At 68.7% G+C, this 26,450-nt stretch carries 24 protein-coding genes; 20 read left to right on the top strand and 4 right to left on the bottom strand.

Features of this window, described 5'->3' with window-relative positions; genetic code table 11:
* The first annotated feature begins 75 nt into the window (after positions 1-75).
* The 12 genes from serC to galU all read left to right on the top strand — a co-directional run bounded on the left by serC (position 76) and on the right by galU (position 13,065).
* Complete coding sequence (gene serC, locus ACYVAK_RS09390) at positions 76-1,161, top strand: 3-phosphoserine/phosphohydroxythreonine transaminase (protein ID WP_461060207.1); 1,086 nt, start codon at positions 76-78, stop codon at positions 1,159-1,161.
* A 3-nt stretch (positions 1,162-1,164) separates the two neighbouring features.
* Complete coding sequence (pheA, locus tag ACYVAK_RS09385; RefSeq protein ID WP_461060205.1) at positions 1,165-2,283, top strand: prephenate dehydratase; 1,119 nt, start codon at positions 1,165-1,167, stop codon at positions 2,281-2,283.
* Entirely contained in the window at positions 2,283-3,485 is a 1,203-nt protein-coding gene (hisC, locus tag ACYVAK_RS09380) for a histidinol-phosphate transaminase (RefSeq protein ID WP_461060203.1), read from the top strand. The genes pheA and hisC overlap by 1 nt, the downstream gene beginning before the upstream one ends.
* Positions 3,482-4,840 (top strand): 3-phosphoshikimate 1-carboxyvinyltransferase, encoded by a 1,359-nt coding sequence (gene aroA, locus ACYVAK_RS09375; protein WP_461060201.1) that lies wholly within the window; start codon positions 3,482-3,484, stop codon positions 4,838-4,840. Before hisC ends, aroA begins: the two co-directional genes overlap by 4 nt.
* 13 nt (positions 4,841-4,853) lie before the next feature.
* A complete protein-coding gene (gene cmk, locus ACYVAK_RS09370) occupies positions 4,854-5,582 on the top strand; it encodes a (d)CMP kinase (RefSeq protein WP_461060542.1) in 729 nt (242 codons plus the stop codon).
* 171 nt (positions 5,583-5,753) lie between these two features.
* Entirely contained in the window at positions 5,754-7,439 is a 1,686-nt protein-coding gene (rpsA, locus tag ACYVAK_RS09365; protein WP_461060199.1) for a 30S ribosomal protein S1, read from the top strand.
* Between the two features lie 69 nt (positions 7,440-7,508).
* Entirely contained in the window at positions 7,509-7,805 is a 297-nt protein-coding gene (locus ACYVAK_RS09360) for an integration host factor subunit beta (RefSeq protein WP_397573540.1), read from the top strand.
* A gap of 42 nt (positions 7,806-7,847) precedes the next feature.
* Entirely contained in the window at positions 7,848-8,090 is a 243-nt protein-coding gene (locus ACYVAK_RS09355; protein WP_461060197.1) for a lipopolysaccharide assembly protein LapA domain-containing protein, read from the top strand.
* Positions 8,090-9,262, top strand: coding sequence for a lipopolysaccharide assembly protein LapB (gene lapB, locus ACYVAK_RS09350; protein WP_461060195.1), 1,173 nt, complete (start codon positions 8,090-8,092; stop codon positions 9,260-9,262). The genes ACYVAK_RS09355 and lapB overlap by 1 nt, the downstream gene beginning before the upstream one ends.
* A 7-nt stretch (positions 9,263-9,269) precedes the next feature.
* Positions 9,270-10,286, top strand: coding sequence for an MraY family glycosyltransferase (locus tag ACYVAK_RS09345; RefSeq protein WP_461060193.1), 1,017 nt, complete (start codon positions 9,270-9,272; stop codon positions 10,284-10,286).
* Positions 10,283-12,187, top strand: a complete 1,905-nt coding sequence (locus ACYVAK_RS09340; RefSeq protein ID WP_461060191.1) for a polysaccharide biosynthesis protein — start codon at positions 10,283-10,285, stop codon at positions 12,185-12,187. Before ACYVAK_RS09345 ends, ACYVAK_RS09340 begins: the two co-directional genes overlap by 4 nt.
* The gene (gene galU / locus ACYVAK_RS09335; protein WP_461060189.1) at positions 12,184-13,065 is read left to right on the top strand and encodes a UTP--glucose-1-phosphate uridylyltransferase GalU; all 882 of its coding nucleotides are present in this window, start codon (positions 12,184-12,186) and stop codon (positions 13,063-13,065) included. Before ACYVAK_RS09340 ends, galU begins: the two co-directional genes overlap by 4 nt.
* Before the next feature lie 8 nt (positions 13,066-13,073).
* Here the strand turns inward: galU and ACYVAK_RS09330 are convergent, their stop codons facing one another.
* The gene (locus tag ACYVAK_RS09330) at positions 13,074-13,469 is read right to left on the bottom strand and encodes a hypothetical protein (protein ID WP_461060187.1); all 396 of its coding nucleotides are present in this window, start codon (positions 13,467-13,469) and stop codon (positions 13,074-13,076) included.
* A gap of 59 nt (positions 13,470-13,528) precedes the next feature.
* On the opposite strand from ACYVAK_RS09330, the gene ACYVAK_RS09325 reads away from it, so the two are divergent.
* Positions 13,529-14,830 carry an NAD(P)/FAD-dependent oxidoreductase gene (locus ACYVAK_RS09325; protein WP_461060185.1) on the top strand — a complete coding sequence of 434 codons (1,302 nt, stop codon included), beginning with the start codon at positions 13,529-13,531 and terminating at the stop codon, positions 14,828-14,830.
* A gap of 78 nt (positions 14,831-14,908) precedes the next feature.
* Here the strand turns inward: ACYVAK_RS09325 and ACYVAK_RS09320 are convergent, their stop codons facing one another.
* The 3 genes from ACYVAK_RS09320 to ACYVAK_RS09310 form a co-directional block, all read right to left on the bottom strand.
* Complete coding sequence (locus ACYVAK_RS09320; protein ID WP_461060183.1) at positions 14,909-16,105, bottom strand: acetyl-CoA C-acyltransferase; 1,197 nt, start codon at positions 16,103-16,105, stop codon at positions 14,909-14,911.
* 20 nt (positions 16,106-16,125) lie between these two features.
* A complete protein-coding gene (locus tag ACYVAK_RS09315; protein ID WP_461060181.1) occupies positions 16,126-18,495 on the bottom strand; it encodes a 3-hydroxyacyl-CoA dehydrogenase/enoyl-CoA hydratase family protein in 2,370 nt (789 codons plus the stop codon).
* A 117-nt stretch (positions 18,496-18,612) separates the two neighbouring features.
* Positions 18,613-19,236 carry a TetR/AcrR family transcriptional regulator gene (locus ACYVAK_RS09310; RefSeq protein ID WP_461060179.1) on the bottom strand — a complete coding sequence of 208 codons (624 nt, stop codon included), beginning with the start codon at positions 19,234-19,236 and terminating at the stop codon, positions 18,613-18,615.
* Positions 19,237-19,486: 250 nt separating this feature from the next.
* Here ACYVAK_RS09310 and ndk point away from each other — a divergent pair, with 250 nt between their 5' ends.
* From ndk to der, 7 genes are read left to right on the top strand one after another with little or no spacing between them, the layout of a single operon-like run.
* A complete protein-coding gene (gene ndk, locus ACYVAK_RS09305) occupies positions 19,487-19,912 on the top strand; it encodes a nucleoside-diphosphate kinase (protein WP_461060177.1) in 426 nt (141 codons plus the stop codon).
* A gap of 36 nt (positions 19,913-19,948) precedes the next feature.
* A complete protein-coding gene (gene rlmN, locus ACYVAK_RS09300; RefSeq protein WP_461060540.1) occupies positions 19,949-21,106 on the top strand; it encodes a dual-specificity RNA methyltransferase RlmN in 1,158 nt (385 codons plus the stop codon).
* Positions 21,093-21,884 carry a type IV pilus biogenesis/stability protein PilW gene (gene pilW, locus ACYVAK_RS09295; protein ID WP_461060175.1) on the top strand — a complete coding sequence of 264 codons (792 nt, stop codon included), beginning with the start codon at positions 21,093-21,095 and terminating at the stop codon, positions 21,882-21,884. The genes rlmN and pilW overlap by 14 nt, the downstream gene beginning before the upstream one ends.
* Positions 21,881-22,774, top strand: coding sequence for a RodZ domain-containing protein (locus ACYVAK_RS09290; protein WP_461060173.1), 894 nt, complete (start codon positions 21,881-21,883; stop codon positions 22,772-22,774). Before pilW ends, ACYVAK_RS09290 begins: the two co-directional genes overlap by 4 nt.
* Positions 22,775-22,831: 57 nt before the next feature.
* Complete coding sequence (locus ACYVAK_RS09285; protein WP_461060171.1) at positions 22,832-23,482, top strand: YfgM family protein; 651 nt, start codon at positions 22,832-22,834, stop codon at positions 23,480-23,482.
* A 3-nt stretch (positions 23,483-23,485) separates the two neighbouring features.
* Complete coding sequence (bamB, locus tag ACYVAK_RS09280) at positions 23,486-24,703, top strand: outer membrane protein assembly factor BamB (RefSeq protein WP_461060169.1); 1,218 nt, start codon at positions 23,486-23,488, stop codon at positions 24,701-24,703.
* 4 nt (positions 24,704-24,707) lie between these two features.
* Entirely contained in the window at positions 24,708-26,105 is a 1,398-nt protein-coding gene (gene der / locus ACYVAK_RS09275; protein WP_461060167.1) for a ribosome biogenesis GTPase Der, read from the top strand.
* The last annotated feature ends 345 nt before the right edge of the window (positions 26,106-26,450 follow it).

Below are 26,450 nucleotides of genomic sequence, written 5' to 3'. Positions count from 1 at the left end.
CTAATCGCCTTCTCTACTGTCGATCGGCGGTCGACGCGTGCTAGCGTCGATTTTTCGTTCAAGGGAGGTGCGGTGATGTCGCGGGGATTCAATTTCAGTGCCGGTCCGGCGGTGCTTCCGGAGCCGGTGCTGCGCCGGGCGCAGGCCGAACTGCTGGAGTGGGGTGGCGAGCGCGCGTCGGTGATGGAGGTGTCGCATCGCGGCAAGGCGTTCATCGCGGTCGCGGAAAAGGCCGAGGCCGACCTCCGGACGCTGATGGGCATTCCCGACGACTATGCGGTGCTCTTCCTCCAGGGCGGTGCCACGACGCACTTCGCCCTGCTGCCGATGAACCTTGCGGCGCCGGGCCAGCGGGCCGATTACCTGGTCACCGGCGCCTGGAGCAAGAAGGCCGCCAGCGAGGGCAAGGCGCATTGCGCCGTGAACGTCGTCGCTGACACGGCCGCCAGCCAATACACCACGCTGCCGGCGCCCGGCAGCTATGCCCTCGACCCGTCGGCCGCGTTCGTGCATGTCGCCGCCAACGAGACCATCCACGGCGTGGAGTTCCCGGATGCGATCGAGACCGGCGGCGTGCCGCTGGTCGCCGACTTCAGTTCGTCGATCCTCTCGCGCCCGATCGATGTTTCGAAGTACGGCGTCATCTACGCCGGGGCGCAGAAGAACATCGGTCCCTCCGGCCTGCTGGTGATGGTCATCCGCAAGGACCTGCTCGAGCGCACTGGCCAGCCGCGCGCCAAGATCCTCAGCTACAAGGCCCATGCCGAGCAGGGCTCGATGCTCAACACGCCGCCGACCTTCAGCTGGTACCTTGCCGGCCTGGTGTTCGAGTGGATGCTGGAACAGGGTGGCCTGGCCACCTTCGAAGCCAACAACCGCCGCAAGGCCGAGGCCCTGTACGCGGCCATCGACGGCAGCGGCGGCTTCTACCGCAACCCGGTGGCGGCCGGCGCGCGATCGCTGATGAACGTGCCCTTCATGCTGAAGGACGCCGCGCTCGACGCCGCTTTCCTCAAGGAGTCGGAGGCCGCCGGCTTGCTGGCGCTGAAAGGCCACCGCGACCTCGGCGGCATGCGCGCCTCGATCTACAACGCGCTGCCTTACGAGGCGGTCGCTGCGTTGGTCGATTTCATGGGCGACTTCGCCAAGCGGCACGGGTGAGCCATGGCTGACGAACCACAGGTACCGGCTGGGGAAGGCGGCGCGCCGCTCGACCTTGGCCAGGTCCGGGCCCGCATCGACGGGATCGACGAAACGATCCAGCAGCTGATCGCCGAGCGCGCCCGCTGGGCGCAGCAGGTGGGGCGCGCCAAAGGGCCGCTCAAGGCGGCCGTCGACTACTACCGCCCCGAGCGCGAGGCGCAGGTCCTGCGCCGCGTCATCGATCGCAACGAAGGCCCGCTGGCGGACGAGGTGCTGGTGCGCCTGTTCCGCGAGATCATGTCGGCCTGCCTCGCGCAGCAGGAGCCGCTGAAGGTCGGTTACCTCGGGCCGGAGGGCACCTTCTCGCAGCAGGCGGTGCACAAGCACTTCGGCCATTCGGCCAAGGGCTTGCCGCTGGCGAGCATCGAAGAGGTGTTCCAGGAGGTCGAGGCGGGCAACGCCGACTTCGGCGTGGTGCCGGTCGAGAATTCCGGGCAGGGCACCATCCAGTCCACGCTCGACATGTTCCTGACCTCCTCGCTGAAGATCTGCGGCGAGGTCGAACTGGGCATCCACCAGTACCTGCTGGGGCGCACCGGGCGCATCGAGGACATCGAGCGCGTCTACGCCCACCCGCAGTCCCTCGCCCAGTGCAAGGCTTGGCTGCGGGCCAACCTGCCCAAGGCCGAACTGGTGCCGACGCCGAGCAATGCCGACGCCGCGCGCCGCGCGCGCAACGCCGATGACGCCGCGGCCCTGGCCGGTGAGTCCGCTGGCCACGTGTATGGCCTGAAGACGATCGCCGGTCCGGCCAACGACCGTGCCGACAACACCACCCGCTTCCTTGTGCTCGGCCGCGAGCTGCTCCCGACCTGCGGCCACGACCGCACGTCTCTGCTGGTCTTCGTGAACGACCAGCCCGGTGCGCTGTTCGGCATCCTCAAGCCCTTCGCCGACGTCGGCCTGTCGCTGAACCGCATCGAGTCGCGCCCGGCGCACACGCGGCGCTGGGAGTACGCGTTCTTCATCGACGTCTCTGGCCACGTCGACCAGCCGGAGATGCAGGCGGCCCTTCAGCAGCTCGGCGCGTTCGCCTCCACGGTGAAGATCCTCGGTTCCTACCCGGTGGCGGTGCTCTGATGGCGGACGTCCTGACGGAGGCGGGAGCCCGCGCGCCGGCCCGCGACTTCAGCGCGCTCGCCAGCCCTGGGATCCGGGGTCTGGCCAGCTACGACCCCGGCCACGACATCGTTGACCTGCGAAACCGGGCCGGTGAGCTGGGCCTGCTTGAACTCGGCGGGAACGAGAGCGCTTGGGGCCCCAGCCTGCTGGCGATGGCGGCGCTGCGGTCCGAGCTCGACACGCTCGAGCTCTACCCGGATCCGCGCGGCGGCGTGCTGAAGCACGCGCTGGCGGACGCGTTCGGGGTGGAGCGCGAGCAACTGCTGCTCGGCAACGGCACCCACGAACTCTTGATGCAGATCGCGCAGGTGTTCGCCGGGCCGGAGCGCCCGGTGCTGGCGTCGCGCTACTGCTTCGCCGTCTACCCGCTGGCGGCGCAGGCGGCCAACGCGCGGCTCGACGTGGTCGACGCGCTGCCGAAGGACCACCCGTCCCAGCCGCGCGGCCACGACATCGACGCGATGATCGCCGCCCTGACGCCGGCCCACGGCCTGGTGATGCTGGCCAACCCGAACAACCCCACGGGCACCTGGCTGACGACGGCCCAGATCGAACGCCTGCTCCAGGCCATCGGTCCGGACACGTTGTTGGTCGTCGACGAGGCTTACGGGGAGTTCCTTGCCCAGCCGGGTTGTCAATCCGCCTTAACTTTATTGCCTAAGTACCCGAATCTATTGGTGACGCGCACCTTTTCGAAGTTGCACGGCCTCGCCGCGCTCCGGGTCGGCGTGCTGATCGCCGACCCGGGGGTGGTGGCGGTCATGGAGCGCGTGCGGGAGAGCTTCAACGTCAACAGCCCCGGTCTCGCCGCCGCCGCCGCGGCCCTGAAGGACGAGGCGCATATCGCCACCGTGCTCCACGAGACGGCCGGTAACCGCGAGGCCCTGGCCATCGAGCTCAAGGGCCGCAGCTGGTTCGTCCACCCGTCGCAGACCAACTTCCTGTTGGTGGACTTCGGAACGCCCGAGACCGCTGCCACCATCGACCGCGGCCTGCTGGCCCGCGACATCGTGGTGCGGCCCATGCGCGGCTACGGCTTGCCGCAGTGCCTTCGCATCACCGTGGGCAAAGTCGAGCAGAACGCCCGCCTATTGAAGGCGCTGGATGCCGTGATGGCTGAAGCCGGACTGACGGCGCCCGGCGCGGGAGCGTCCGCATGAGCGGCGGCAGCGCGGCCTGGGTCGCTGCCGCGGGCCGTCCGCTGACGGGGCGGCTCCGCGTCCCCGGGGACAAGTCCGTGTCGCACCGCTCGGTGATGCTCGGCGCCTTGGCCGAGGGCCGCACCCGGATCACGGGCTTCCTCGAAGGCGAGGACACCCGCGCCACGGCCGCCATCCTGCAGCGCCTCGGTGTCCGGATCGAGGAGCCGGGCGAGGGGGAGCGTCTCGTGCACGGCGTGGGCCTGCACGGCCTCCGAGCCGCCGCCGGGCCCTTGGATTGCGGCAATGCCGGTACCGGCATGCGACTGCTGGCCGGGTTGCTCGCCGGGCAGGCCTTCGAGAGCACGCTCGTCGGCGATGCGTCCTTGAGCAAGCGGCCCATGCGCCGCGTGATCGACCCGTTGGCCCGCATGGGCGCCCGGATCGACAGCGAAGGCGGCTTTCCGCCGCTGCGAATCCACGCGAAGAATGTCTTGCAAGGCATTGATTATGAATGCCCTGTGGCCAGCGCGCAGGTGAAGTCGGCGATCCTGCTGGCGGGCTTGTACGCCGATGGCTCGACCACGGTGCGCGAGCCGCACCCGACCCGCGACTACACCGAGCGGATGCTCTCGGCCTTCGGTGCCGACATCGATTTCGCCCCGGGCATCGCCACCCTGCGACCCGGCCGGACGCTCACGGCCACCTCGGTCGACGTCCCGGCCGATTTCAGCTCGGCCGCCTTTTTCCTCGTGGCGGCGAGCGTCATCCCCGGGTCGCACCTGGTGCTCGAACGGGTCGGCGTGAACCCGCGCCGCACAGGCCTGCTCGACGCCCTGCGCCTGATGGGCGCCGACCTCACGGTTCGTCCGGCGGGCGAGCAGGGCGGCGAGCCGGTGGCGGACATCGAAGTCCGGGCCGCCCGACTGCGGGGCGCGGCGATCCCGGAAGCGCTGGTACCGGACATGATCGACGAGTTCCCGGCCCTGTTCACCGCCGCGGCACTCGCCGAAGGGACGACCGTCGTCAGTGGTGCGGCCGAGCTCCGGGTGAAGGAGTCCGACCGCATCGCCGTGATGGCGGCGGGCCTTCGCGCGCTCGGGGCGGTCATCGACGAAGCGCCCGATGGTGCCGTCATCACCGGCAGCGGCTTCACGGCGAATGGCTCGGCCACGTCGGCCGATTCGCGACAGGGGCGACTCCGCGGCGGGCAGGCCGACAGCCGCGGCGACCATCGCATCGCGATGAGCCTCGCCATCGCCGCGCAATGCGCGTCCGGCGAGGTACGGATCGACGACGTCGCTAACGTCGCCACCTCCTTCCCGGGCTTCGATGCCTTGGCGCGAGGGGTCGGGTTCGGGCTGCGACTCGCGTAGACTGCGGCCCCGCATGAGTCCTTCGACCTCCCGCGGCCGCGATCCGGCCACCGCCGCCGGCGCGCCCGCGCCCGTCCTTACCATCGACGGGCCGTCCGGGTCGGGCAAGGGCACCGTCAGCCGCATGGTGGCGCACGCCCTCGGCTGGCATTACCTCGACTCCGGTGCGCTGTACCGCGCCGTGGGCTTGGCCGCCGCCTGGGAGCAGATCGATCTCTCCGATGCCGAAGCCGTGGCGGCCTGCGCCTCGCGCACCGTCATCCGCTTCGATGGCGACGGCGAGGGCGAGCCCAAGGTCTGGGTCAACGGCAAGGACGCGACCCACCAGCTGCGCATGGAGACCGCCGGTGCCGCGGCCTCCGCGATCGCTGCACACCCGCCCGTTCGAAGCGCATTGACCGATCTTCAGCGCAGTTTTCGTGCGGATCCCGGCCTGGTGGCCGACGGCCGCGACATGGGGACGGTCATCTTCCCCGATGCCCCCTTCAAGGTCTTCCTGACCGCCAGCGCCGAAGAGCGCGCCCGGCGGCGGCATAAGCAGTTGAAGGAAAAGGGGGTTTCTGTTAATTTCGACAGTCTTCTGCACGAAATCTCGGCTCGCGACGAACGCGATGCCAGCCGTGCGGTGGCGCCCCTGAAACCCGCATCCGATGCGCTTTTCCTGGATTCCACCGGCCGGTCGATCGGCGAGGTGGTCCAGCACGTCCTGGCGCTCGTTCCCGAATCGATGCGGCGGCCGTAGTCGTCCGACTCCGGCACCGGCGACGCTTTCGTCGCTCCGCGATCCGTCAGAAGAACCGCTCCGGCGCGCATCCCGCCCGCCGGTTTCCCCACGCATCGCGAGATGCATTGCAGGTGGGCACGTCGCGCAGGAATGCGGGCGTTTGCCTGATGTCCAACCAGAGAAACTCCAATGACTGAATCATTTGCCGAACTGTTCGAACAGAGCCAGACCGCGCTCAACAAGCTGAAGCCGGGCGCCATCGTGTCGGGCGTCGTCGTCGAGATCCGCAACGACGTCGTCGTCGTGAACGCCGGCCTGAAGTCCGAGGGCATCGTCCCGATCGAACAGTTCCGTAACGAAGCCGGCGAGCTCGAAGTCAACGTCGGCGACACCGTCAAGGTGGCGCTGGACTCGCTCGAGAACGGCTTCGGCGAAACCGTGCTGTCGCGCGAGAAGGCCAAGCGCGCCATGGTGTGGGACGAGCTCGAAGAGGCGATGGAAAAGGCCGAGACCGTCACCGGCCGCATCAGCGGCAAGGTCAAGGGCGGCTTCACCGTCGACATCCGCGACGTCCGCGCGTTCCTCCCGGGCTCGCTGGTCGACGTCCGTCCGGTCCGCGACCCGGTCTACCTCGAGGGCAAGGAACTCGAGTTCAAGATCATCAAGCTCGACCGCAAGCGCAACAACGTGGTCGTGTCGCGTCGCGCCGTCGTCGAGTCGGAGCACTCGGAAGAGCGCGAGCAGCTGCTCGAGCGCCTGCAGGAAGGCGCGATCGTCACCGGCGTGGTCAAGAACCTCACCGACTACGGCGCGTTCGTGGACCTCGGCGGCATCGACGGCCTGCTGCACATCACGGACATGGCGTGGAAGCGCGTCCGCCACCCGTCGGAAGTCGTCAACGTCGGCGACGAGCTGCAGGTCCGCGTGCTGAAGTTCGACCGCGAGCGCAACCGCGTCTCGCTCGGCCTGAAGCAGCTCGGCGAGGATCCGTGGGACAACATCGCCCGCCGCTACCCGAACGGCGCCCGCGTGTTCGGCAAGGTCTCGAACGTCACTGATTACGGCGCGTTCGTCGAGATCGAGCCGGGCGTCGAAGGCCTCGTCCACGTGTCGGAGATGGACTGGACCAACAAGAACGTCAACCCGTCGAAGGTCGTCCAGCTGGGCGACGAGACCCAGGTCATGATCCTGGACGTCGACGCGGAGCGTCGCCGCATCTCGCTCGGCATGAAGCAGTGCACGCCGAACCCGTGGGAAGCGTTCGCGGCGATGAACAAGAAGAACGACAAGGTCTCGGGCCAGGTCAAGTCGATCACCGACTTCGGCATCTTCATCGGCCTGGAAGGCGGCATCGACGGCCTCGTGCACCTGTCGGACATCAGCTGGAACACCACCGGCGAAGACATCGTCCGCAACTTCAAGAAGGGTGACACCGTCGAGGCCGTCGTCCTCGCCGTGGACCCGGAGCGCGAGCGCATCTCGCTGGGCATCAAGCAGATGGAGCAGGATCCGTTCGGTTCCTTCGTGGCCCAGCGCCAGAAGGGTGCCATCGTGACCGGCACCGTCAAGGAAGTGGACGCCCGTGGCGCCACGGTCGACCTGGGGGATGGCGTCGAGGGCTACATCCGCGCCTCGGACATCGCCAAGGAGCGCATCGAGGACGCCAGCCAGCACCTGAAGGTCGGCGACAGCGTCGAGGCCAAGATCGTCGGTACGGACCGCAAGAGCCGTGTGCTGCAGCTCTCGATCCGCGCCAAGGACGAGGCCGAGGTGCAGGAGACCCTCGCCGAGTACAACAAGTCGGCGGCGGAAGCCTCCAGCGGCACCACCAAGCTGGGCGCGCTGCTGCGCGAGCAGCTGGGCAACCGCGAGTAATCGCAAGCGACACCGGCGGCCCGGGTTCGCCCGGGCCGCTGCCTTTGAACGCGGCCGTCGAAGGGATTGATGACCAAGTCCGAACTGATCGAGGCGTTGGCGCTCCGCCAGCCCCACCTCAAGCCGGAAGACGTCGAGCTGGCGGTGAAGTCCTTGCTCGAGATGATGAGCGACTCGCTCACGACCGGGCAGCGCATCGAGGTGCGTGGGTTCGGCAGCTTCTCCCTGCATTTCCGCCCGCCGCGGCTTGGCCGCAACCCGAAGACCGGCGAGAGCGTCGAGCTGCCGGGCAAGTATGTCCCGCACTTCAAGCCGGGCAAGGAACTGCGCGAGCGCGTGAACCCCGTGGTTCCCGAAGCGCCCTGATCCGTCGATAATCCCGCGATCCCTCCGCAACGGCGTGGTCGCATGCGTCTGATCCGCATCCTGCTGGCCTTCCTTTGTATCGCCTTCGGCATCGGCGTGGTCGCGTTGAATGGCAGCGCTGTCCTCCTTGACCTCCTGTGGGTCGAGTTCTCCCTGCCATTGGGGCTGCTGCTGCTCTCCGTGCTGCTGCTCGGGGCGCTGCTCGGTGGGCTGGCCGCCCTGCTGTCGCGCACCGCGTCGACGCCCGTGGTCCCCTCGAAAGACGACGACGAGGCCGCGGCCTGATGATCAGCACCTGGTGGCTCCTGCTGCTGGTGCCGTTGGTCGGCCTGGCCGGCTGGTACCTTGGCCAGCGTGGGAGCGAGCGCCGAGGCGGCGCCCGAATCTCGAAGCTTTCCGCGACCTACTTCCGTGGCCTGAACTACCTGCTCAACGAGCAACAGGACAAGGCCATCGAGGTCTTCCTGCAGATCGCCGAGCGCGACAAGGAAACGCTCGAGACCCAGTTCACCCTTGGCACGCTGTTCCGCCGTCGTGGCGAAGTCGATCGCGCCATTCGCCTTCACCAAAGCGTGATCTCCCGGCCCGGTCTGTCGGACGACCAGAAGACCCGCGCCATCCTTGCCCTCGGCGAGGACTACATGCGTGCCGGCCTGCTGGATCGCGCCGAGACGCTGTTCGCTGATCTGGTGAAGTTGGGATCGGCCGCGCCCCAGGCCTTGCGCCACCTGATGTCGATCTACCAGGCCGAGCGCGACTGGCAGCAGGCCATCGACCACGCGCGCCGTTACGAGCAGTCGACGCAGGAGCCGATGGGCAGGCTGATTGCCCAGTTCGAATGCGAACTGGCAGAGAAGGCACGCCTCAAGGGTGATGTTCCGCTGGCCCGCCAGCACCTCGAACGCGCCCACGCCGCCGACGCCAACAGCGTGCGCGCTGCGCTTCTCGAAGGGCAGATCGAACTGGCCGAGGGGAATGACGCCGCGGCGATCCGCGCCTACGAGCGTGCCGCGCGGCAGGACATCGAATTCCTCCCCGAAGTGTTGCCGCCACTGCTGGCGGCTTATGACCGCGGGGACGATCCGGCACGCGCGCGGAGCTTCCTGCTGGAGATGGTGGAACGCTACCGCGGTGTCTCGCCGGCCCTGGCTTTGGCGCGGCGCCTGGAGACGGAGGAGGGCGCCGGCGTGGCACTCGAATTCCTGCGCAAGCACCTGCGGCAGCGCCCGTCGATCCGGGGCGAAGCGGCCCTGATCGAACTCGCGCTCCGGAGTGACAGCGACGACGCCCGTGGACTGCTGGTGGCGCTGCAGCAGATCAACGAGCAGCTCATCGTGCGGTCGCCGGGCTATCGCTGCCAGAGCTGCGGCTTTGGCGCTCGCGCCCACCATTGGCAGTGCCCGAGCTGCAAGCAGTGGGCCTCGATCAAGCCGCTGCCGCATGTGGCCATCGAATGAGGCGCCGGTGACTCCGCCAATCGACGCGCTGGCGGTGGCGCCGCGATTCCTGCTGGTGGCTGCCATCGCCTTCATCGTCGCCGACGCTTGGCGCCGCTTGGCCCTCCGGCGGGGGTTGCTTGATGTCCCTGGCCATCGAAGCAGCCACGTCGTGGCGACCCCGAGGGGCGCCGGGATCGGCATCGCCATCGCTTCGGGCTTGGCCCTCGTGGTCTATGCAACGCCCGACGCCACGCGTAACGCCGTTCTGCTGGGCGGCCTCGTGGTCGGCGTCGTCGGACTCATCGACGACATTTGGCCGCTGAGACCCGCTCGCAAGTTTGCCGGGCAACTGCTTGCCGCGCTTCCGGTGGCCGTCGCGCTGCCCTGGACGCCGGACGGCTTGCCGGTCACGCTGCCTCCCCTGCTGGCCGTCGGCTCGAGCATGGCCCTCGTCGTGCTGTTCGTGAATGCGTGGAACTTCATGGATGGCATCGACGGCATCGCGACGGTCGCCGCCATGGCGGTTTGCACGTCCGCGCTCCTCGTCGCGCCGGGACTTGGCCTGGCCGCATGCCTGGCATCGGCGCTCCTGGCGGCTTGCGCGGGATTCCTGCCGTTGAACGTCCCCAAGGCACGCGCGTTCATGGGCGACTGCGGCAGCCACGTCCTCGGTCTCGGCCTTGCCGCCTTGCTGCTCTCGGCACCGGACGTGCCGTTCGCCTCGGTCGTGGCGATCGCGAGTGCGCCCTTCCTTGTCGACGTCCTCGGGACCCTGGTCCTCCGCGCCCGGGACGGTGAACGTTTGGCATCCGCCCATCGGCGACACCTCTATCAGCTGGTCACACGCTGCGGTTACAGTCACGGCCGCGTGACGGTGGCCTACGGAATCTGGATGCTTGCAAGCGGGGGAGGGGTGGCCATGGCTCAGGAGGCGGGACTCGGCGGGGTCGCGGCGGCACTGTCGCTCACCCTCACGGCCGGCGTCTGGTGGTTGGCCCAACGGCATTTCTCCGCCGTCCTCAGGGAGCGCGGCCAGTGGTGAACGCCTTCCGTCTTTCCCGGTTCCCCGTCAGCCGCGTGCTCGTGGTGGTCCACGACGTGCTCATGGTCGTTGTCGCTTGGCAGGTCCTCGTGGCCCTGCGCTACGCGTCCATCGGCGTTCCCGTGCCAAGCCACGGTTTCCTCGTCGAGACGGGACTGGTCGTCGGCGTGCAGCTGACGGTGTTCTGGCGGATGGGGCTGTACCGTGGCCTATGGCGGTTCGCCAGCCTGCCGGACCTGAAGAACATCCTGCTGAGCAGCCTGGTGGGGGGCTTGCTCGTGGCGATGCTGTTGTTCCTCTTCCGCGATCGCGCAGCCGGCGTGCCGCGCCTCGCGCTGGTGCTCTACCCGCTGGCGCTGGCCGTCCTGCTGGGGGCGCCCCGTTTGATGTACCGCGCATGGAAGGACGGCCAGATCCGTCGTGCGGCCTCGGGACAGCGCGAGCGCCTGCTGATTCTCGGGGCCGGGCCGACCGCGGAGAGCCTCGCTCGTGACCTCCAGCGCAGCGACCGTTACCAGGCGGTCGGGTTTCTTGCCGACGATCCGAGCATCCAGGGGGCCAAGATCTATGGCCTCCCGGTGCTGGGCCGGATCAAGGACCTCGCGCGCATCGCCGACGAAGCGGCGGTGGCCCACGTGGCGATCGCGCTGCCCGGCGACCAGAGCGAGCAGTTGGGCCGGATCGCCGCCCAGTGCGAGCGCCTGAAGCTCCGGTTCAGCCGGATGCCGGCGCCGGAGGAAGTGCTGCAGGAGCAGTGGATGCACGGCGCGTTGAAGGACGTCGCCATCGAGGATCTGCTGGGCCGCGACCCGGTGTTGCCCGACTGGGACGCCATCCGCGACTCGCTCATGGGGCGCTCGGTCCTGATCACCGGTGCCGGCGGGTCGATCGGTTCCGAGCTCGCACGACAGTGCGCGAACGTCGGGGTGGCCCAGCTCGTCCTGGTCGAGCGCTCCGAGCTGGCCCTCCATGAGCTCCAGTTCGATTTGCGGGCGCGTTTCCCCCGGCTTCAGGCCGAGTACGTGCTGGGCGACTGCGGGGACGAGGCCCTCATGCGGCGTCTCGTCGAGCAGTGGCGGCCGGACGAGTTGTTCCATGCTGCGGCGTACAAGCACGTCCCCCTCCTCGAGGCCCAGCCGCGCGAGGCCGTGCGCAACAACCTGTTCGCGACCGAGGTCGTTGCCCGAGCGGCGGTCCACGGCGCGGTGAAGACCCTGGTATTGATCTCCACCGATAAGGCGGTCAACGCGATCAACATGCTGGGGGCGAGCAAACGCCTCGCGGAGTTGGCTTGCCTCGCACGCTGCGAAGGCTCCGCAACCCGGCTGGTCACCGTCCGCTTCGGCAACGTTCTCGATTCCGCGGGGAGCGTCGTGCCCCTGTTCCGCGAGCAGATCCGCCGCGGCGGGCCGGTGACCGTCACCCATCCGGACGTCACGCGGTACTTCATGACGATCCCCGAGGCCTGCCAACTGATCCTGCAGGCGACGACCCTCCGCGAGGCTTCGGGCATTTTTACCCTCGACATGGGTCGCCCGGTGCTGATCCGCGTGTTGGCCGAGCAGATGATCCGGCTGGCGGGATTCGCCCCCTACCGGGACATCGATATCAGCTACACCGGCCTCCGGCCCGGCGAGAAACTCCACGAGGAGCTGTTCCATGCCGACGAGAGCTACTCGCAGACCATCCACCCGAAGATCTTCCTGGCCGAGCCACGGCCCGTGGACCTCGTGGCGTTCGACGCCACCATGAAAGCGCTGCGCCAGGCCGTGCATCGCGACGACGACATGGAGATCAGGCGCGTGATCGCCGAGGCCATCCCGGAGTTCGCCGGAACCTCCACCGGCCGTATCACCGGTCCCTTCCGGCCCCAGGTCATCCGCGGCGGTCTCTCGCCATGAGCCCGGGGGTGCGATGCGCGGTTTTTCCGGTCGCTGGGCTCGGGACGCGTTTCCTGCCGGCCACCAAGACTGTGCCGAAGGAAATGCTCCCCGTCGTCGATCGCCCGTTGATCCAGTATGCGGTCGACGAGGCCATCGAGGCCGGGTGCGACACGCTGGTGTTCGTGACCAACCGTTACAAGCACGCGGTCGCCGATTACTTCGACAAGGCGTACGAGCTCGAGCATAAGCTCGAGCGTGCGGGCAAGTCCGAACTCCTCGCGATGATTCGCGACGTTCTGCCGCGCCATGTCCGCGCGGTGTTCGTCACGCAGGCGGAAGCCCTTGGCCTTGGCCATGCCGTGCTGTGTGCTCGACCGGTCGTCGGCGACCAGCCGTTCGCCGTCCTCCTTCCCGACGACTTGATCTGGAATCGGGGCGCCGGCGCCACCCGCCAGCTTGCGGAGCTCGCCATGCGGCAGCAGGCCAGCGTGATCGCCGTCCAGGACGTGCCGATCGAGCAGACGCGCAGCTACGGCATCGTGGCGACGCGCGATTTCACCGGGCGGCACGGCGAGATCAGTGCCATCGTCGAGAAGCCGCGACCCGAGGAATCGCCCAGCACGCTCGCCGTCGTGGGGCGGTATGTGCTGCAGCCGCGCATCTTCGAATTGCTCGAATCGACGAAGCCCGGTGCAGGCGGCGAGATCCAGCTCACGGATGGCATCGCAGCCCTGCTCAAGGAGCAGAAAACGCTGGCCTACCGGTTCGAAGGAAGGCGATTCGACTGCGGCAGCCGCATCGGGCTGATCGAAGCCACGCTGCAGTATGCGCTCCAGGACGCCGATCTCCGCGATGCCACGAGGACGCTGATGCGGCTGGCTCTGTCGGAAGGGTGAGCGCCGATTCAGGCCAAGGCGGCAACCAGCGAAGCGATGGCGACGGCGCCGGCGATGGCGGCCCCCACATGCAGGCGGCGCCCCAGGCGCCTTGCATCGCCCTCGGAGATCGCTCGCGGCACCGGCCACGAGCCTGAGGGCGGCCAAAGCCGGGTCTCCCGCGTGCGCTTGGCGATCCACGCCAGCACGCTGGCCAGCACGGCGGCGACGAGCGCGCCGAGCAGGTAGAGCGCCTTTACGAAACGCGCCATCGCCTCGATCGCGGCATCCGGACTCATGTGGCCGGTGGCGACGCGCCCCTCGAAGGCCCATCGCAAGCCCCAGAGGAGGCCGACCATGACGCAGGCGCAGGCCAGGGCGGCTAGGGCGAGGCGGGCGCGGTCCGAAGGGCGGTGCGGAGACATCGTCGATGGCATAGTGTCGGGGGGAAGCGCGATGCTAGCGCCTATGTCTATCGCCGCCCATGCTTGACGCCGCCGCCGCCGACTACTACCGCGCCACGGCGGGGCCTTCACCCCACCCGTCGCCGCTTCACGGGGCCATCGGGGCCCGCGTCTGCGTCATCGGCGGCGGGTATGCCGGATTGAACACCGCCCTCGGGCTCGTCGAGCGCGGCATGACCGACGTGGTGGTGCTGGAGGCGGACACCGTCGGCTTCGGTGCCTCGGGACGCAATGGCGGCTTCGTTTTCGCCGGCTACTCGCGGGGCGAGGCCGACCTGCTCGCCGACCTCGGGCCCGATGCGGCGCGGGCGGCCTACCAGCGCACGCGGGATGCGGTCGCGCTCGTCCGTTCGCGTACCGAGCGCTATGCGATCGACTGCGATCGGATCGACGGCGGCGTGCTCTGGGCCAACTGGTTCCGCGACGGCGACGTGCTGGAGCGGCGGCGCCGCCTCCTCGAGACCCACTTCGAAACGCATTGGCAGCCGGTGGACCGCGAGCATCTCCGCCGCGAGGTGAAGAGCGAGCGCTACAGCGCGGCCCTGTTCGAACCGCAGGCCTTCCACTTCCACCCGCTCAAGTACGCGCGCGGCCTCGCCGGCACGCTCCGCCACCTCGGCGTGGCCGTGTATGAGGGCAGCCCCGCCACTTCGCTCCGGCGCCAGGGCGCCGCTTGGCGTGTCGAGACGCCGCAGGGCGCGGTGGAGGCCGAGCACGTGGTGCTGGCCTGCGGCGGGTACCTCGCGGGCCTGGTGCCCAAGGTCGATGCTTCCGTATTGCCGATCGCGACCTACGTGGTCGTCACCGAGCCGCTCGGCGCGCGCGCCGCGGAGGTGCTCGACACGCAGGCCGCGGTCTACGACACGCGTTTCGCCTTCGACTACTACCGCCTTTTGCCGGACACGCGCCTGCTGTGGGGCGGTCGCATTTCGGTCCGGGATCGCGACGCGCGTGACGTCGAGCGCCTCCTGCGACGCGACATCCTGCGCGTGTTCCCCCAACTCGATGGCGTGCGCATCGACCATGCGTGGTCGGGGCTGATGAGTTATGCCCGCCATGAGATGCCGCAGATCGGCCCACTCCATGCGGGCCTGTGGCATGCACAGGCCTTCGGTGGCCATGGCGTCGCCCCGACCACCGTCGCCGGCGAGGTGTTGGCGGCCGCGATCGCGGAAGGGGATCCCACGTGGCAGGCGTACGCGCCGTACGGGCTGGTCTCCGCGATGAAGCCGTGGGGCTTCGGCGGTGCGCAGGCCACGTACTGGTGGCTTCAGGCCAAGGACGCGTGGAAGGCTTGGCGCGAGGGCGGGGCAGCGCGGTGAATAAGGAAAGGCCCGGCGATGCCGGGCCTTTCGCGTTCCACCGGTCCGTCCGCCGGAGCCGCGCGGACGGGCAGGGCCTCAGAGGGCCTCGAAGATGCCCGCAGCGCCCATGCCGGTGCCGATGCACATGGTCACCATGCCGTACTTCTGCTTGCGGCGACGCAGGCCGTGGACGATCGTCGCGGTGCGGATCGCACCGGTCGCGCCCAGCGGGTGGCCCAGCGCGATCGCACCGCCCAGCGGGTTGATCCTCGAGGGGTCGAGGCCGCAGGTGCGGGTGACGGCCAGCGCCTGCGCCGCGAAGGCTTCGTTGAGCTCGATCCAGTCGAGCTGGTCCTGCGTGAGGCCGGCCTGCTTCAGCGCCTTCGGGATCGCCTCGATCGGGCCGATGCCCATCACTTCCGGACGCACGCCGGCGACCGAGAAGCTGACGAAGCGGGCGAGCGGGGTCAGGCCGTACTGCTTGATCGCCTTCTCCGAGGCCAGCAGCACCGCACCGGCGCCGTCGCTCATCTGCGAGCTGTTGCCCGCCGTCACCGAGCCGCCCATGCGGAACACCGGCTTCAGCTTGGCGAGGCCCTCGACCGACGTGTCGGCGCGCGGGCCTTCGTCGGTGTCCACGGTCTTCTCGACCAGCTTGACCGTGTTGCCGCCCAGCACCGGCACGCGGGCGCGCACGGCGTAGGGCGAGATCTCGGCCTTGAACTCGCCGGCGGCGATGGCGGCCAGCGCGCGACGGTGGGATTCGGCGGCGAAGGCGTCCTGGTCCTCGCGGCTGACCTTCCACTCCTCGGCGACCTTCTCGGCGGTGATGCCCATGCCATAGGCAATCGCGACGTGTTCGTTGTCGAACACGCTCGGGGCCATGGCCACCTTGTTGCCCATCATCGGCACCATGCTCATCGACTCGGTGCCGCCGGCCAGCATCAGGTCGGCGTTGCCGAGGCGGATCTGGTCGGCCGCCAGCGCCACGGCCTGCAGGCCGGAGGAGCAGAAGCGGTTGATGGTCTGTGCGGCCACCGTGTTCGGCAGGCCGGCCAGCAGCACGCCGATGCGCGCCACGTTCATGCCCTGCTCGCCCTCAGGCATGGCGCAGCCGATGATGGCGTCGTCGATCTGCGAGAGGTCGATGCCCGGGGCCTGCGCCACGACGCTCTTCAGCACGTGGGCCAGCAGGTCGTCGGGGCGGGTGTTGCGGAAGAAGCCGCGCGGGGCCTTGCCGACCGGGGTGCGGGTGGCGGCGACGATGTAGGCGTCTTGAACTTGCTTGCTCATGGGGTGGTCCTCGTCGTCCGTCAGTTACGCAGCGGCTTGCCGGTCTTCAGCATGTGCGCGATGCGCTCCTGCGTCTTCGGCATCTGGGCGAGCGCGACGAAGTGTTCGCGCTCGAGGCGGATCAGCCAGTCCTCGTCCACGGTCGCGCCGCGGTCGATCTCGCCGCCCGACAGCACGGTGGCGATGCGGGTGGCGATCTCCATGTCGTGCGGGCTGATCATCCGCCCCTCGAGCATGTTCACCAGCATCATCTTGAACGTCGCGATGCCGACGTCACCGGCCGCGGTGATCGTGCGGTTCGGCAGCGGCGGACGGTAGCCGGTCTCGGCGAGGCCCAGCGCGACCTGGCGGGCGACGTGCAGCAGCTCGTGCTCGTGGAAGACGACGATGTCGGCGTCGCGCAGCAGGCCGAGCTCCTTCGCTTCGAGGGCCGAGGCCGAGACCTTGCCCATCGCGACGGCTTCGAACAGCGGCTTCAGTTCGGCGAACACGTCGCCGTTCTTCGCCTTGGCCGAGGCACGGCCGGCGAACTCCTTCAGGCCGCCGCCCGCGGGCAGCAGGCCGACGCCGGCCTCGACGAGGCCGATGTAGCTCTCGAGGTGGGCCACGGTGCGGGCCGAATGCATCTGGAACTCGCAGCCGCCGCCCAGCGCGAGGCCGCGCACCGCCGCGACCACCGGCACCAGCGCGTACTTGATGCGCTGGCTGGCGGCCTGGAAGGTGGCGACCATCGCATTGAACTCGTCCAGCTTGCCGGCCTGCAGGGCACCCAGAGCGCCGGCCAGGTCGGCACCGGCCGAGAACGGGCCCTTCGGCTGCCAGATCACCATGCCGCGGAAGTCCTTCTCGGCGATGTCGATCGCCTGCAGGACGCCCGCCAGCACGCCGTCGCCGACGGTATTCATCTTGGTCTTGAAGCTCAGCACCGCAATGCCATCGCCGTCGGTCCACAGGCGCACGGCGTCGGTTTCGAAGACCGTGGTGCCGGGGTTGGCCGGGGCTTCGCCGATGACGGTTTCCGGGAAGCGCTGGCGGCCGTAGACGGGCAGCGACGAACGGGGCAGGGCGGCGTTCCGGGCCGGGCTGAAGCTGCCGTCCTTGCCGTGCACGCCGGCACGGCCGTCGGTGACCCAGGCCGGCAGCGGGGCCGTGCCCATGGTCTTGCCGGCGGCGATGTCCTCGGCGATCCACGCGGCCACCTGCTGCCAGCCGGCGGCCTGCCAGGTCTCGAAGGGCCCAAGGTTCCAGCCATAGCCCCAGCGCATGGCGAAGTCGACGTCGCGCGCGGTGTCGGCGATCGAGTGCAGGTGGAAGGCGGCGTAGTGGAACAGGTCGCGGAAGATCGCCCACAGGAACTGCGCCTGCGGGTGCGCATGGGCGCGCAGCTTGGCGAACTTCTCGGCCGGGTTCTTGATCTTCAGGATCTCGACGACTTCGGCGTTCGCTTCGGCGCCGGTCGGGCGGTAGTCCTGCTTGGCGAGGTCGAGGACGACGATGTCCTTACCCTTCTTCATGTAGATGCCGGCGCCGGTCTTCTGGCCCAGCGCGCCCTTGGCGATCAAGGCCTGGAGCCACGCCGGAGCCTTGAAGTACGAATGCCACGGGTCGTCCGGCAGGGTGTCGGCCATGGTCTTGATGACCTGGGCCATGGTGTCGAGGCCGACCACGTCCGAGGTGCGGTAGGTCGCCGACTTCGGGCGGCCGATCAGCGGGCCGGTGACGGCGTCGACCTCATCGAAGCCGAGGCCGAGGCGCTCGGTGTGGTGCATGCCGGCGAGGATCGAGAACACGCCGATGCGGTTGCCGATGAAGTTCGGCGTGTCCTTGGCGTAGACGACGCCCTTGCCCAGCGTGGTGGTCAGGAAGGTCTCCAGGCCTTCCAGCACGCCGGCCTCGGTGCCGGTGCAGGGGATCAGCTCGGCGAGGTGCATGTAGCGCGGCGGGTTGAAGAAGTGCACGCCGCAGAAGCGCGGGCGCACCGCGGCCGGCATGGCTTCGGCGAGCCCGTTGATCGACAGGCCCGAGGTGTTCGAGGCGACGATGGCGTGCGGCGCCACGTACGGCGCGATCTTCTCGTAGAGGTCCTTCTTCCACTCCATCTTCTCGGCGATCGCCTCGATGATGAGGTCGCAGTCCTTCAGCCACGGCAGGTGCTGCTCGTAGTTGGCCGGGATGATCGCCGCGGCCTTGGCCTTGCTGGCCAGCGGGGCGGGGGAGAGCTTGCCGAGGTTGGCGATGGCCTTCTGGACGATGCCGTTCTTGTCGCCCTCCTTGGCCGGGAGGTCGAAGAGCAGGGTGTCGACGTCGGCGTTGACGAGGTGGGCGGCGATCTGCGCGCCCATCACGCCGGCGCCGAGCACCGCCACTTTGCGGATACGAAGCTGGGACATGGGGAACTCCGGTGGGGAGGAGAACGGGGAAAACGGATGGAAAGCTGAAGCGTACGCCGGCGTACGTTAAGGATACGCCAGCGTATGGTCAACCCAGGGCGTTCGGCGGGGCGGGTCTCAGCCCGCCCGGAGGCCGGCGGCGGCGAAGCGCACGAGCTGTTGGGCGGCCTTTTCGCAGTGCTGCTTCTCGCTCGTGCCGGCCGGGCGCTTGATCAGGCCGAAGTCGGCCATGGCGTAGGTCAAGGCGCCGGCGACGAAGTCGAGGCGCCAGTACAGGTCTTCCTTTGCCATGCCCGGCACGCACTCGGCAATCGCCTTGGCGAACTCCCGGAGGACGTGGCCGTAGTTGTCGGAAAGGAATTTGCGCAGCCCGTCGTTCTTCTCGGCGAAAGCCCGGGCCAGCACGCGTACGAAGGCCGCACCGCCATGCTGCCGGTCCAGGGTCAGGGCCAGCGGCGGCTCGATGAAGGCGCGGAGCACGGCCTCAAGGTTGCCCGGATGGGCCTGGCGGGCCTCGACGAGGTGCTTGAGGCGTTTCTCGCTCATGTCGTCCATCCGTCGGCGGAAGACCTCGTTGACGAGGTTTTCCTTCGACCCGAAGTGGTAATTGACCGCAGCGATGTTCACGTCGGCGCGGCTCGTCACCTGGCGGAGCGAGGTCCCGGAGAAGCCGTGGATGGCGAACAACTCTTCGGCCGCCCCGAGGATGCGTTCCTTGGTGTTGAAGTGGGTGGTGCTCATGCGGCCCTCGTTTAAAACGCTTGTTCGATAGTCCGCCCCGGCGCTCGCGTCTGTCAAGTGATTGATTGAATCAAGCGGACGATCGCTGCGATCCGTCGGGGGAGGGGCGAGTCGCTGGTCGCGCCCGTCCGGGTGGGCGCCACACCCTCAATCCGGGCTGCGGAATGTCTCGTAACCCGCTGTCTTTTTTGACATTCGCTGCCTATACTTTGCGCCTTGGTAGTTTTCCTATTGACAAAGGTTTGCAAACATGGCCGTAGAGCGCACCATTTCCATCATCAAGCCCGACGCCGTCGCTAAGAACGTGATCGGCCAGATCTACGCGCGTTTCGAGAGCGCCGGCCTGAAGATCGTCGCGGCGAAGATGAAGCACCTCTCGCGCAAGGAGGCCGAAGGCTTCTACGCCGTGCACAAGGAGCGTCCGTTCTTCAACGCGCTCGTCGAGTTCATGATCTCGGGTCCGGTGATGATCCAGGTGCTCGAGGGTGAGAACGCCGTGGCGAAGAACCGTGAGCTGATGGGCGCGACCAACCCGAAAGACGCCGCCCCGGGCACCATCCGCGCCGACTTCGCGCAGTCGATCGACGCCAACGCCGTGCACGGTTCGGACAGCCTCGAGAATGCCGCGATCGAGACGGCCTACTTCTTCAGCGCCACCGAGCTCTGCGCCCGCTGATGCCCGATGGGTCCGGTTGACGCCCCCGCTGTGGTGATGCCGCCGGTCGCGCCGGCGGTGCCTGCGCGCGTCAACCTGCTCGACCTCGACCGCGTGGCTGCGGAGGACTTCTTCGAGCGCGAGCTCGGCGAGAAGCGCTTCCGCGCGCATCAGGTCATGAAGTGGATCTACCACCGCCATGTCACCGATTTCGGTGGCATGACGGACCTCGGCAAGGCGCTGCGCACGAAGCTGGAAGACCGCTGCGAGGCCCGCCCGCCGAAGGTGATGTTCGACAAGCCCTCCACCGACGGCACGCACAAGTGGCTGCTCGGCATGGATGCGGGCAATGCCGTCGAGACGGTGCTGATCCCGGATAAGAACCGCGGAACGCTCTGCGTCTCGAGCCAGGTCGGCTGCGGGCTGAACTGCCAGTTCTGCTCGACGGCAACGCAGGGGTTCAACCGCAACCTGACGGCCGCCGAGATCATCGGGCAAGTGTTCGTGGCGGCGCGTCATCTGGGCAATGTCCCGCACAAGGACCGCAAGCTCACCAACGTCGTGATGATGGGCATGGGCGAGCCCCTGCTCAATTTCGAGAACGTCGTGACCGCCATGAGCCTGATGCGCGACGACCTTGGCTTCGGGCTGGCGAGCAAGCGCGTCACGCTCAGCACCGCGGGCATGGTGCCGATGATCGACCAGTTGGCGTCGCGCTGCGACGTGGCGCTCGCGGTATCGCTGCATGCCGCCAACGACGAGCTCCGCACCCAGCTCGTCCCGCTCAACAAGAAGTACCCGATCGCCGAGCTGATGGCCGCCTGCCTCCGCTACGTGCGGTCCACCAAGATCGATTCGATCACCTTCGAGTACACGCTGATGAAGGGCGTGAACGACCAGCCCGAGCATGCCCGAGAGCTTGCCGCGCTGATGCGGCAGTTCTGCCGCCAGGCGCAGGACGGCCACGCGGCGAAGGTGAACCTGATTCCGTTCAATCCGTTTCCCGGCACGCGCTTCGAGCGCAGTGGCGAAACGGAGATCCGCGCCTTCCAGAAGAAACTGCTCGATGCCGGCATCCTGACGATGGTGCGCCGCACCCGCGGCGACGACATCGATGCCGCCTGCGGTCAGCTCAAGGGGCAGGTGATGGACAAGACCCGCCGACAGGCCGAGTTCCGCCGCAAGCTTGAGGGCAGCGCGGATGCCGCGGCTTGATCGTTGCGCGACGCCGTTGCTCGTTGCGCTCGTTGCGCTCGTGGGCGCGGGCTGTGCGAGTGCCCCGGGGTCGAAGGGGCACCGGCCAGACAGGCCGCACGCGACCTCTCCGATCGCCCAGCGGTCGGTGAATGCCGCGCAGTCGCTCCTCGCACGGGGCGACGCGAATGCCGCGCTCGCCGAGGCGGAGATAGCCGTTCGCGCGGATGCCCGTAGTCCGGGCGCGCGGGTGGTGCGGGCCTCGGCGCTCGATGCCCTCGGCCGCAGCATCGAGGCCGGCGAGGACTTCAAGCAGGCCGTGCGGCTCGCGCCGGGCAGTGGGCCGGTACTGAACGCTTACGGCGCATGGCTTTGCCGCGTCGGTCGGACCGACGAGGCGCTCGCGGCGTTCGCCGAAGCGATTGCGGATGAGGCTTACCGGCAACCGACGCAGGCGCTCGCGAACGCCGGAAGCTGCGCGGCGGATGTCGGTCGCGACGACCAGGCCGAGCTGAACTTCCGCGCCGCGCTCACCTTGGAACCCCGCCATGCTCAAGCCCTTATCGGCATGGCACGTCTCGAGCATCGGCGCTCCGAGGCATTGAAGGCGAGGGCGTTCCTGCAGCGAAGGGAGGCGGTCGCGCCATTGACCGCTCCCGAGCTGGCTTTGGCAATCGACATCGAAACCGCCGCGGGTGATCCGCGGGCGGCAGCGCGCTACCGCAGCCAGTTGGCGAGCCTTGCGGCCGAGGTGGAAGCCAGCTTGTCCCCCTCCGATACGGGCATCCCGAGACAGTGAGCACTCCTGACCACAACCACGGTGTCGCCGCCCGCCTGAAGGCGGCTCGCTTGCAGCAGGGCCTGGAGATCGATGCCCTGGCGCGCGAGCTCAAGAACCCGCGTGCGGTTCTCGAAAGCATCGAGCGCGGCGAGTGGGCGCGTCTCGGCGCGCCCGTGTTCGCGCGGCATCTCGTCGGCCGTTACGCCAGCCGCCTCGGGGTCACCGTCGATCTCGATCAGGTGGCCCAACGCATCGAGGCACCGGTCCTGCGCCCCCAGGTTTCGGTGTCCCGCATCGGTCGCCTCGCCGACCTGTCGATGCGGAACGCCGCATACGTCGGCGGTAGCCTGCTCGTGCTCCCCCTCGTGTACCTCGCCTTGTCGCGTACCGCGACCGGTCCTGTGGAGTACCGATCGCTGGATCCCGTCCCGTCAACCGTCGTGGCGCCGGCCTTGCCGCGGGGCCGGGTGATCGAGGGCGGGGCGCCTCCTCCCGGTGAAGGGATGGCCGAGACCGCCGAGGTCAGCCCCTCCGTGCCGTCAAGCGCCGTGGGGGCCGGTGCGATGGGCCCCGACGCGGCGCCCGGCGCGACGCCGCCGCCGACGCCCGTAGCCGCCAGCCTCGCCGGCGTCTTGCCCGCGGTGCCGCATCTCGAGCTCCGATTCGTCGGCGAGAGCTGGATCGAGGTGTTCGATCGGGACGGCGGCGTCGTCGAGCGCGCGTTGGCGCGCGAGGGTGAGTCGCGCCGGTTCGCCGCCTCGGACGTCGGTCGCGTCACCATCGGCAACGTCGAGGCGACCGAAGTGGTCCTGAATGGCTCGCGCGTGAACCTCGACGCCGTGCGCGCGGCGAACGTCGCTCGCTTTGCGTTATCCTCCGAAGGATCGATCGAGGCCGTCGCGCGCTGATGCCGCGGGGGCCTCGCCCCATCCCCTGATAAGCCGCGTTCGCCGCGGCGACGGCTCATGTCCAACGACCAGATCGACGAATACGAACAGGGCGAACGCGTCCGGAAGTGGCTTCGTGACAACGGCGGTTCCGTGCTGGGTGGTATCGCCATCGGCTTGGCGGCGATCGTCGGTTTCCAGAGCTGGCAGGGTCGCCAGGATGCGCAAAAGCTCGAGGCCGCGAAGCAGTTCGAAAGCTTCGTCACCGCCCAGGAAGCCGGGCAGGCCGATGAAGCCGCGGGACTCGCAGCGTCGCTGAGCAGCAACTACGCCGACACCCCCTATCCCGCGCTGGCGGCCCTCCGCCGCGGCGCCGTCCTCGTCAATGAGGACAAGGCGGGGGAAGCGCTTGAGGTCCTTGAGTCCGCATTGCCGACCACCCGCGACCAGACGCTGCGCCAGTTGCTTTTGCTCCGCGCCGCACGCGTCGAACTTATCCTCGGACGCCACGAGGCCGCGCTGTCGCGACTCGAAGGCGTGGACCTCGACGGTTACGCCGCCCTGCGCGACGAGCTTCGCGGCGACGCGTTTTCCGCCCAGGGCAAGCGCGACGATGCCCGCGATGCCTATCAGCAGGCCCTCACCGGCACGGACGTAGCGTCGCCGACGCGCGTGCTCCTCGAACTCAAGCTCGCCGACGCCGGCGGCAACACCACTCCGGAAGCCTGATCCATGCGCAAGCTCCTCGGCCTCGCCATCGTCGCGGCACTCGTCCTCCCGGGCTGCACGACGGTCCGTGACTGGTTCCGCAGCGACAACGCGAAGGCCACCGATCCGACCGAGCTCGTCGACATCGATGGCGCCAGGAAGGTGCAGAAACTCTGGTCGGAGTCGCTTGGGGAAGGCGAGGGCAGCCTCGGGTTCCGGCAGCGGCCCGGCTTCGACGGTTCGACCGTCTATGCCGTCGCCGATGGCGGTGCCCTCCGCGCCATCGACGTCGAGAGCGGCGACGAGCGCTGGGAACGTGACCTCGAGGCGCTGTCGAACAGCCGTGGCTGGAGGATCTGGTCGGCGGGTGTCCGCGAGGGTGGCCTGCAGTCGTCCGTCGGCGTTGGCGAAGGCCTGGTGGTCGTCGCCGGCCGCAGCGGCGCGCTCTTTGCGGTTGCCGCGGACAGCGGCGAGCCCCGCTGGGAAGCCCAGGCCTCCGCCGAGGTCCTCGCAGCACCGCTGATCTCGAATGGCCTCGTCGTCGTTCGCTCGCAGGATGGCCGCGTGGTTGGCCTCGACGCGGTCGATGGCCGGCAGCGCTGGGCCTTCGATCGCGCCATTCCGACGTTGAGCTCGCGCGGCGCCAGCGCACCGACGGCGGCCGCAGGATTGGTGCTGGTCGGCCACGACGACGGCACCGTGGTGGCGTTGCGCCCCGATGACGGCCTCCCGGTCTGGGAGGCCCCTGTCGCCGAGCCGGAAGGTCGCAGTGAACTGGACCGCCTGGTCGACATCGATGGCGATCTCGTTATCGGTGCCGACGCGGTTTACGCCAGCAGCGTGCGTGGCATGACGGCAGCGATCTCGATCGCTTCCGGCCAGATCGCGTGGACGCGCGACAACGGTGGCGCCAACAGCATCGAGCTCACTGCCGATGGCGTGCTGGTCGCCGACAAGACCGGCACGCTGTGGTCGCTGGACCGCGGTACCGGTAGCGCGCTCTGGCGCCAGGACGGCCTGGTCCGACGCCAGCCCACGGGGCCGGTCCTTGCGGGCAACTTCGCCGTGGTCGGTGATCTCGAGGGCTACCTGCACTGGTTCGATCCGCGCACGGGCGCTTTCGTCGCCAGGGCACGCGTCGGCAATGCGCGCATCCTGGCCACGCCGGTCGCCACCCCGACGGGGACGGTCGTGGCCGTGACCGACGAAGGCCGCCTCGCGGCCTACCGCGTCGTCGAGTAATCGCATGCTGCCTCTTGTCGCGCTGGTCGGTCGGCCGAACGTCGGCAAGAGCACGCTCTTCAATGCCTTGACGCGAACGCGCGACGCCTTGGTCCACGACCAGCCGGGCGTGACGCGCGACCGCCACTACGGTGTCTGCCGACTCGACCCCGCCCGGCCATTCGCCATCGTCGACACCGGCGGGCTTTCGGGCGACGAGATCGGGCTTGCCGGGGCGACCGCGAAGCAGGCGCGTGCCGGCGTGGAGGAAGCCGACCTTGTTGTCTTCGTCGTCGATGCCCGCGAGGGGCTCGCGGCGCTCGATCGCGAGATCATCGGCTGGCTCCGAAAGACGGGAAAGCCGCTGGTACTGGGCGTCAACAAGACGGACGGCCTCGTCGAGTCCGACTGCATGGCAGAGTTCGCGAAGTTCGGTATCGCGGATGCCCTGCCGCTCGCGGCTTCGCACCAGCGCGGTGTTCCCAACCTCGTGGAACTCGTGCAGTCGCGGCTCCCCGCCGATCGCGACCTGTCCGTTCTCGACGATGACCCGCGGCGCATCCGCGTGGCGTTCGTCGGGCGCCCCAACGTCGGGAAGAGCACGCTGGTGAATCGCATGCTCGGCGAGGACCGGATGATTGCCTCCGACGTGCCGGGGACCACGCGGGATTCCATCGCGGTCGACCTGGAGCGCGACGGGAAGCTCTATCGCCTCATCGACACGGCCGGCCTCCGCCGTCGCGGCAAGGTCGAGGAGGCGGTCGAGAAGTTCAGTGCGTTCAAGACGCTGGCGTCGATCGAGCATTGCCAGGTCGCCGTAGTGCTCGTGGATGGCACCGAAGGCATCACCGACCAGGACGCCACCGTGCTCGGCCATGTGCTTGAGGCCGGTCGAGGCCTCGTCGTGGCCGTCAACAAGTGGGACGGCCTGAGCACCTACGAGCGCGAGCAGAACCGCGTGTTGCTGGAGAGGAAGCTCGCTTTCGCGCCCTGGGCGGAGCGGATCACCATTTCCGCTCTGCATGGCAGCGGTTTGCGCGAGCTGTTCCAGGCCGTGAACCGCGCGCATGCGTCGGTGACGAAGAGCTTCGGCACCAGCGAGATCAACCGCGCGCTCGAAGTCGCCTACGAGAGCAATCCGCCTCCGTCGGTGAGGGGCCATGCGCCGAAAATGCGCTATGGCCATTCCGGCGGCAGCACCCCGCCGACATTCATCGTTCACGGTTCGCGTTTGAAGGGGCTCCCCGAGAGCTACCGCCGCTACCTCGAGAATTTCTTCCGCAAGCGCTTCAAGCTCGTGGGCACCCCGCTGAAGTTCGAATTCCGCGAGGGTGACAATCCCTACGAAGGCAAGAAGAACACGTTGACGGAAAGGCAGGTGGCGAAACGTCGCCGCCTCATGCGCTTCTCCAAGAAGCGCTGATCGATGGGCGTGGCGGTGGCCGCGGTGCGTCTCGACCCCGTTTCTTCCCACCTCGTGGCCTCGGCGCGGCGTTTGGGGGCGGCCCATCGGACCGACGTGGAACGCGTGCCTTTGGCGCGCGCTCGCGGAAGGGTGCTCGCCGAGACCTTGCGCACTGCCGATGGCGCCGAGTGGTGCTCGGGGCATCGTTTGCTCCCGGCCGACCTCGGTCAGCTGGCGGCGCGGGGCTGGGCCGAGCTGCCCTGCGCGCGCCGGCCCATGGTGGCGGTGTTCAGCAGCGGCGATGCGCTACGTCCCCCCGGCCAACCCCTCGCCCCGGGCGAATGCCACGACGCGGGGCGCGCC

Source organism: Silanimonas algicola (assembly GCF_054777375.1).
The sequence above is the reverse complement of the archived record's forward strand: the minus strand, read 5'-3'. Positions and strand labels throughout refer to the sequence as shown.

Bases quoted from the DNA above. Each gene is read 5' to 3' on its own strand.
- serC (WP_461060207.1), top strand. From the start codon at position 76: ATGTCGCGGGGATTCAATTTCAGTGCCGGTCCGGCGGTGCTTCCGGAG.
- pheA (WP_461060205.1), top strand. From the start codon at position 1,165: ATGGCTGACGAACCACAGGTACCGGCTGGGGAAGGCGGCGCGCCGCTC.
- ACYVAK_RS09330 (WP_461060187.1), bottom strand. From the start codon at position 13,469: ATGTCTCCGCACCGCCCTTCGGACCGCGCCCGCCTCGCCCTAGCCGCC.
- ndk (WP_461060177.1), top strand. From the start codon at position 19,487: ATGGCCGTAGAGCGCACCATTTCCATCATCAAGCCCGACGCCGTCGCT.
- ACYVAK_RS09285 (WP_461060171.1), top strand. From the start codon at position 22,832: ATGTCCAACGACCAGATCGACGAATACGAACAGGGCGAACGCGTCCGG.
- ACYVAK_RS09360 (WP_397573540.1), top strand. From the start codon at position 7,509: ATGACCAAGTCCGAACTGATCGAGGCGTTGGCGCTCCGCCAGCCCCAC.
- hisC (WP_461060203.1), top strand. From the start codon at position 2,283: ATGGCGGACGTCCTGACGGAGGCGGGAGCCCGCGCGCCGGCCCGCGAC.
- der (WP_461060167.1), top strand. From the start codon at position 24,708: ATGCTGCCTCTTGTCGCGCTGGTCGGTCGGCCGAACGTCGGCAAGAGC.
- bamB (WP_461060169.1), top strand. From the start codon at position 23,486: ATGCGCAAGCTCCTCGGCCTCGCCATCGTCGCGGCACTCGTCCTCCCG.
- galU (WP_461060189.1), top strand. From the start codon at position 12,184: ATGAGCCCGGGGGTGCGATGCGCGGTTTTTCCGGTCGCTGGGCTCGGG.
- cmk (WP_461060542.1), top strand. From the start codon at position 4,854: ATGAGTCCTTCGACCTCCCGCGGCCGCGATCCGGCCACCGCCGCCGGC.
- rpsA (WP_461060199.1), top strand. From the start codon at position 5,754: ATGACTGAATCATTTGCCGAACTGTTCGAACAGAGCCAGACCGCGCTC.
- lapB (WP_461060195.1), top strand. From the start codon at position 8,090: ATGATCAGCACCTGGTGGCTCCTGCTGCTGGTGCCGTTGGTCGGCCTG.
- pilW (WP_461060175.1), top strand. From the start codon at position 21,093: ATGCCGCGGCTTGATCGTTGCGCGACGCCGTTGCTCGTTGCGCTCGTT.
- ACYVAK_RS09315 (WP_461060181.1), bottom strand. From the start codon at position 18,495: ATGTCCCAGCTTCGTATCCGCAAAGTGGCGGTGCTCGGCGCCGGCGTG.
- rlmN (WP_461060540.1), top strand. From the start codon at position 19,949: ATGCCGCCGGTCGCGCCGGCGGTGCCTGCGCGCGTCAACCTGCTCGAC.
- ACYVAK_RS09310 (WP_461060179.1), bottom strand. From the start codon at position 19,236: ATGAGCACCACCCACTTCAACACCAAGGAACGCATCCTCGGGGCGGCC.
- ACYVAK_RS09325 (WP_461060185.1), top strand. From the start codon at position 13,529: ATGCTTGACGCCGCCGCCGCCGACTACTACCGCGCCACGGCGGGGCCT.
- ACYVAK_RS09355 (WP_461060197.1), top strand. From the start codon at position 7,848: ATGCGTCTGATCCGCATCCTGCTGGCCTTCCTTTGTATCGCCTTCGGC.
- ACYVAK_RS09320 (WP_461060183.1), bottom strand. From the start codon at position 16,105: ATGAGCAAGCAAGTTCAAGACGCCTACATCGTCGCCGCCACCCGCACC.
- aroA (WP_461060201.1), top strand. From the start codon at position 3,482: ATGAGCGGCGGCAGCGCGGCCTGGGTCGCTGCCGCGGGCCGTCCGCTG.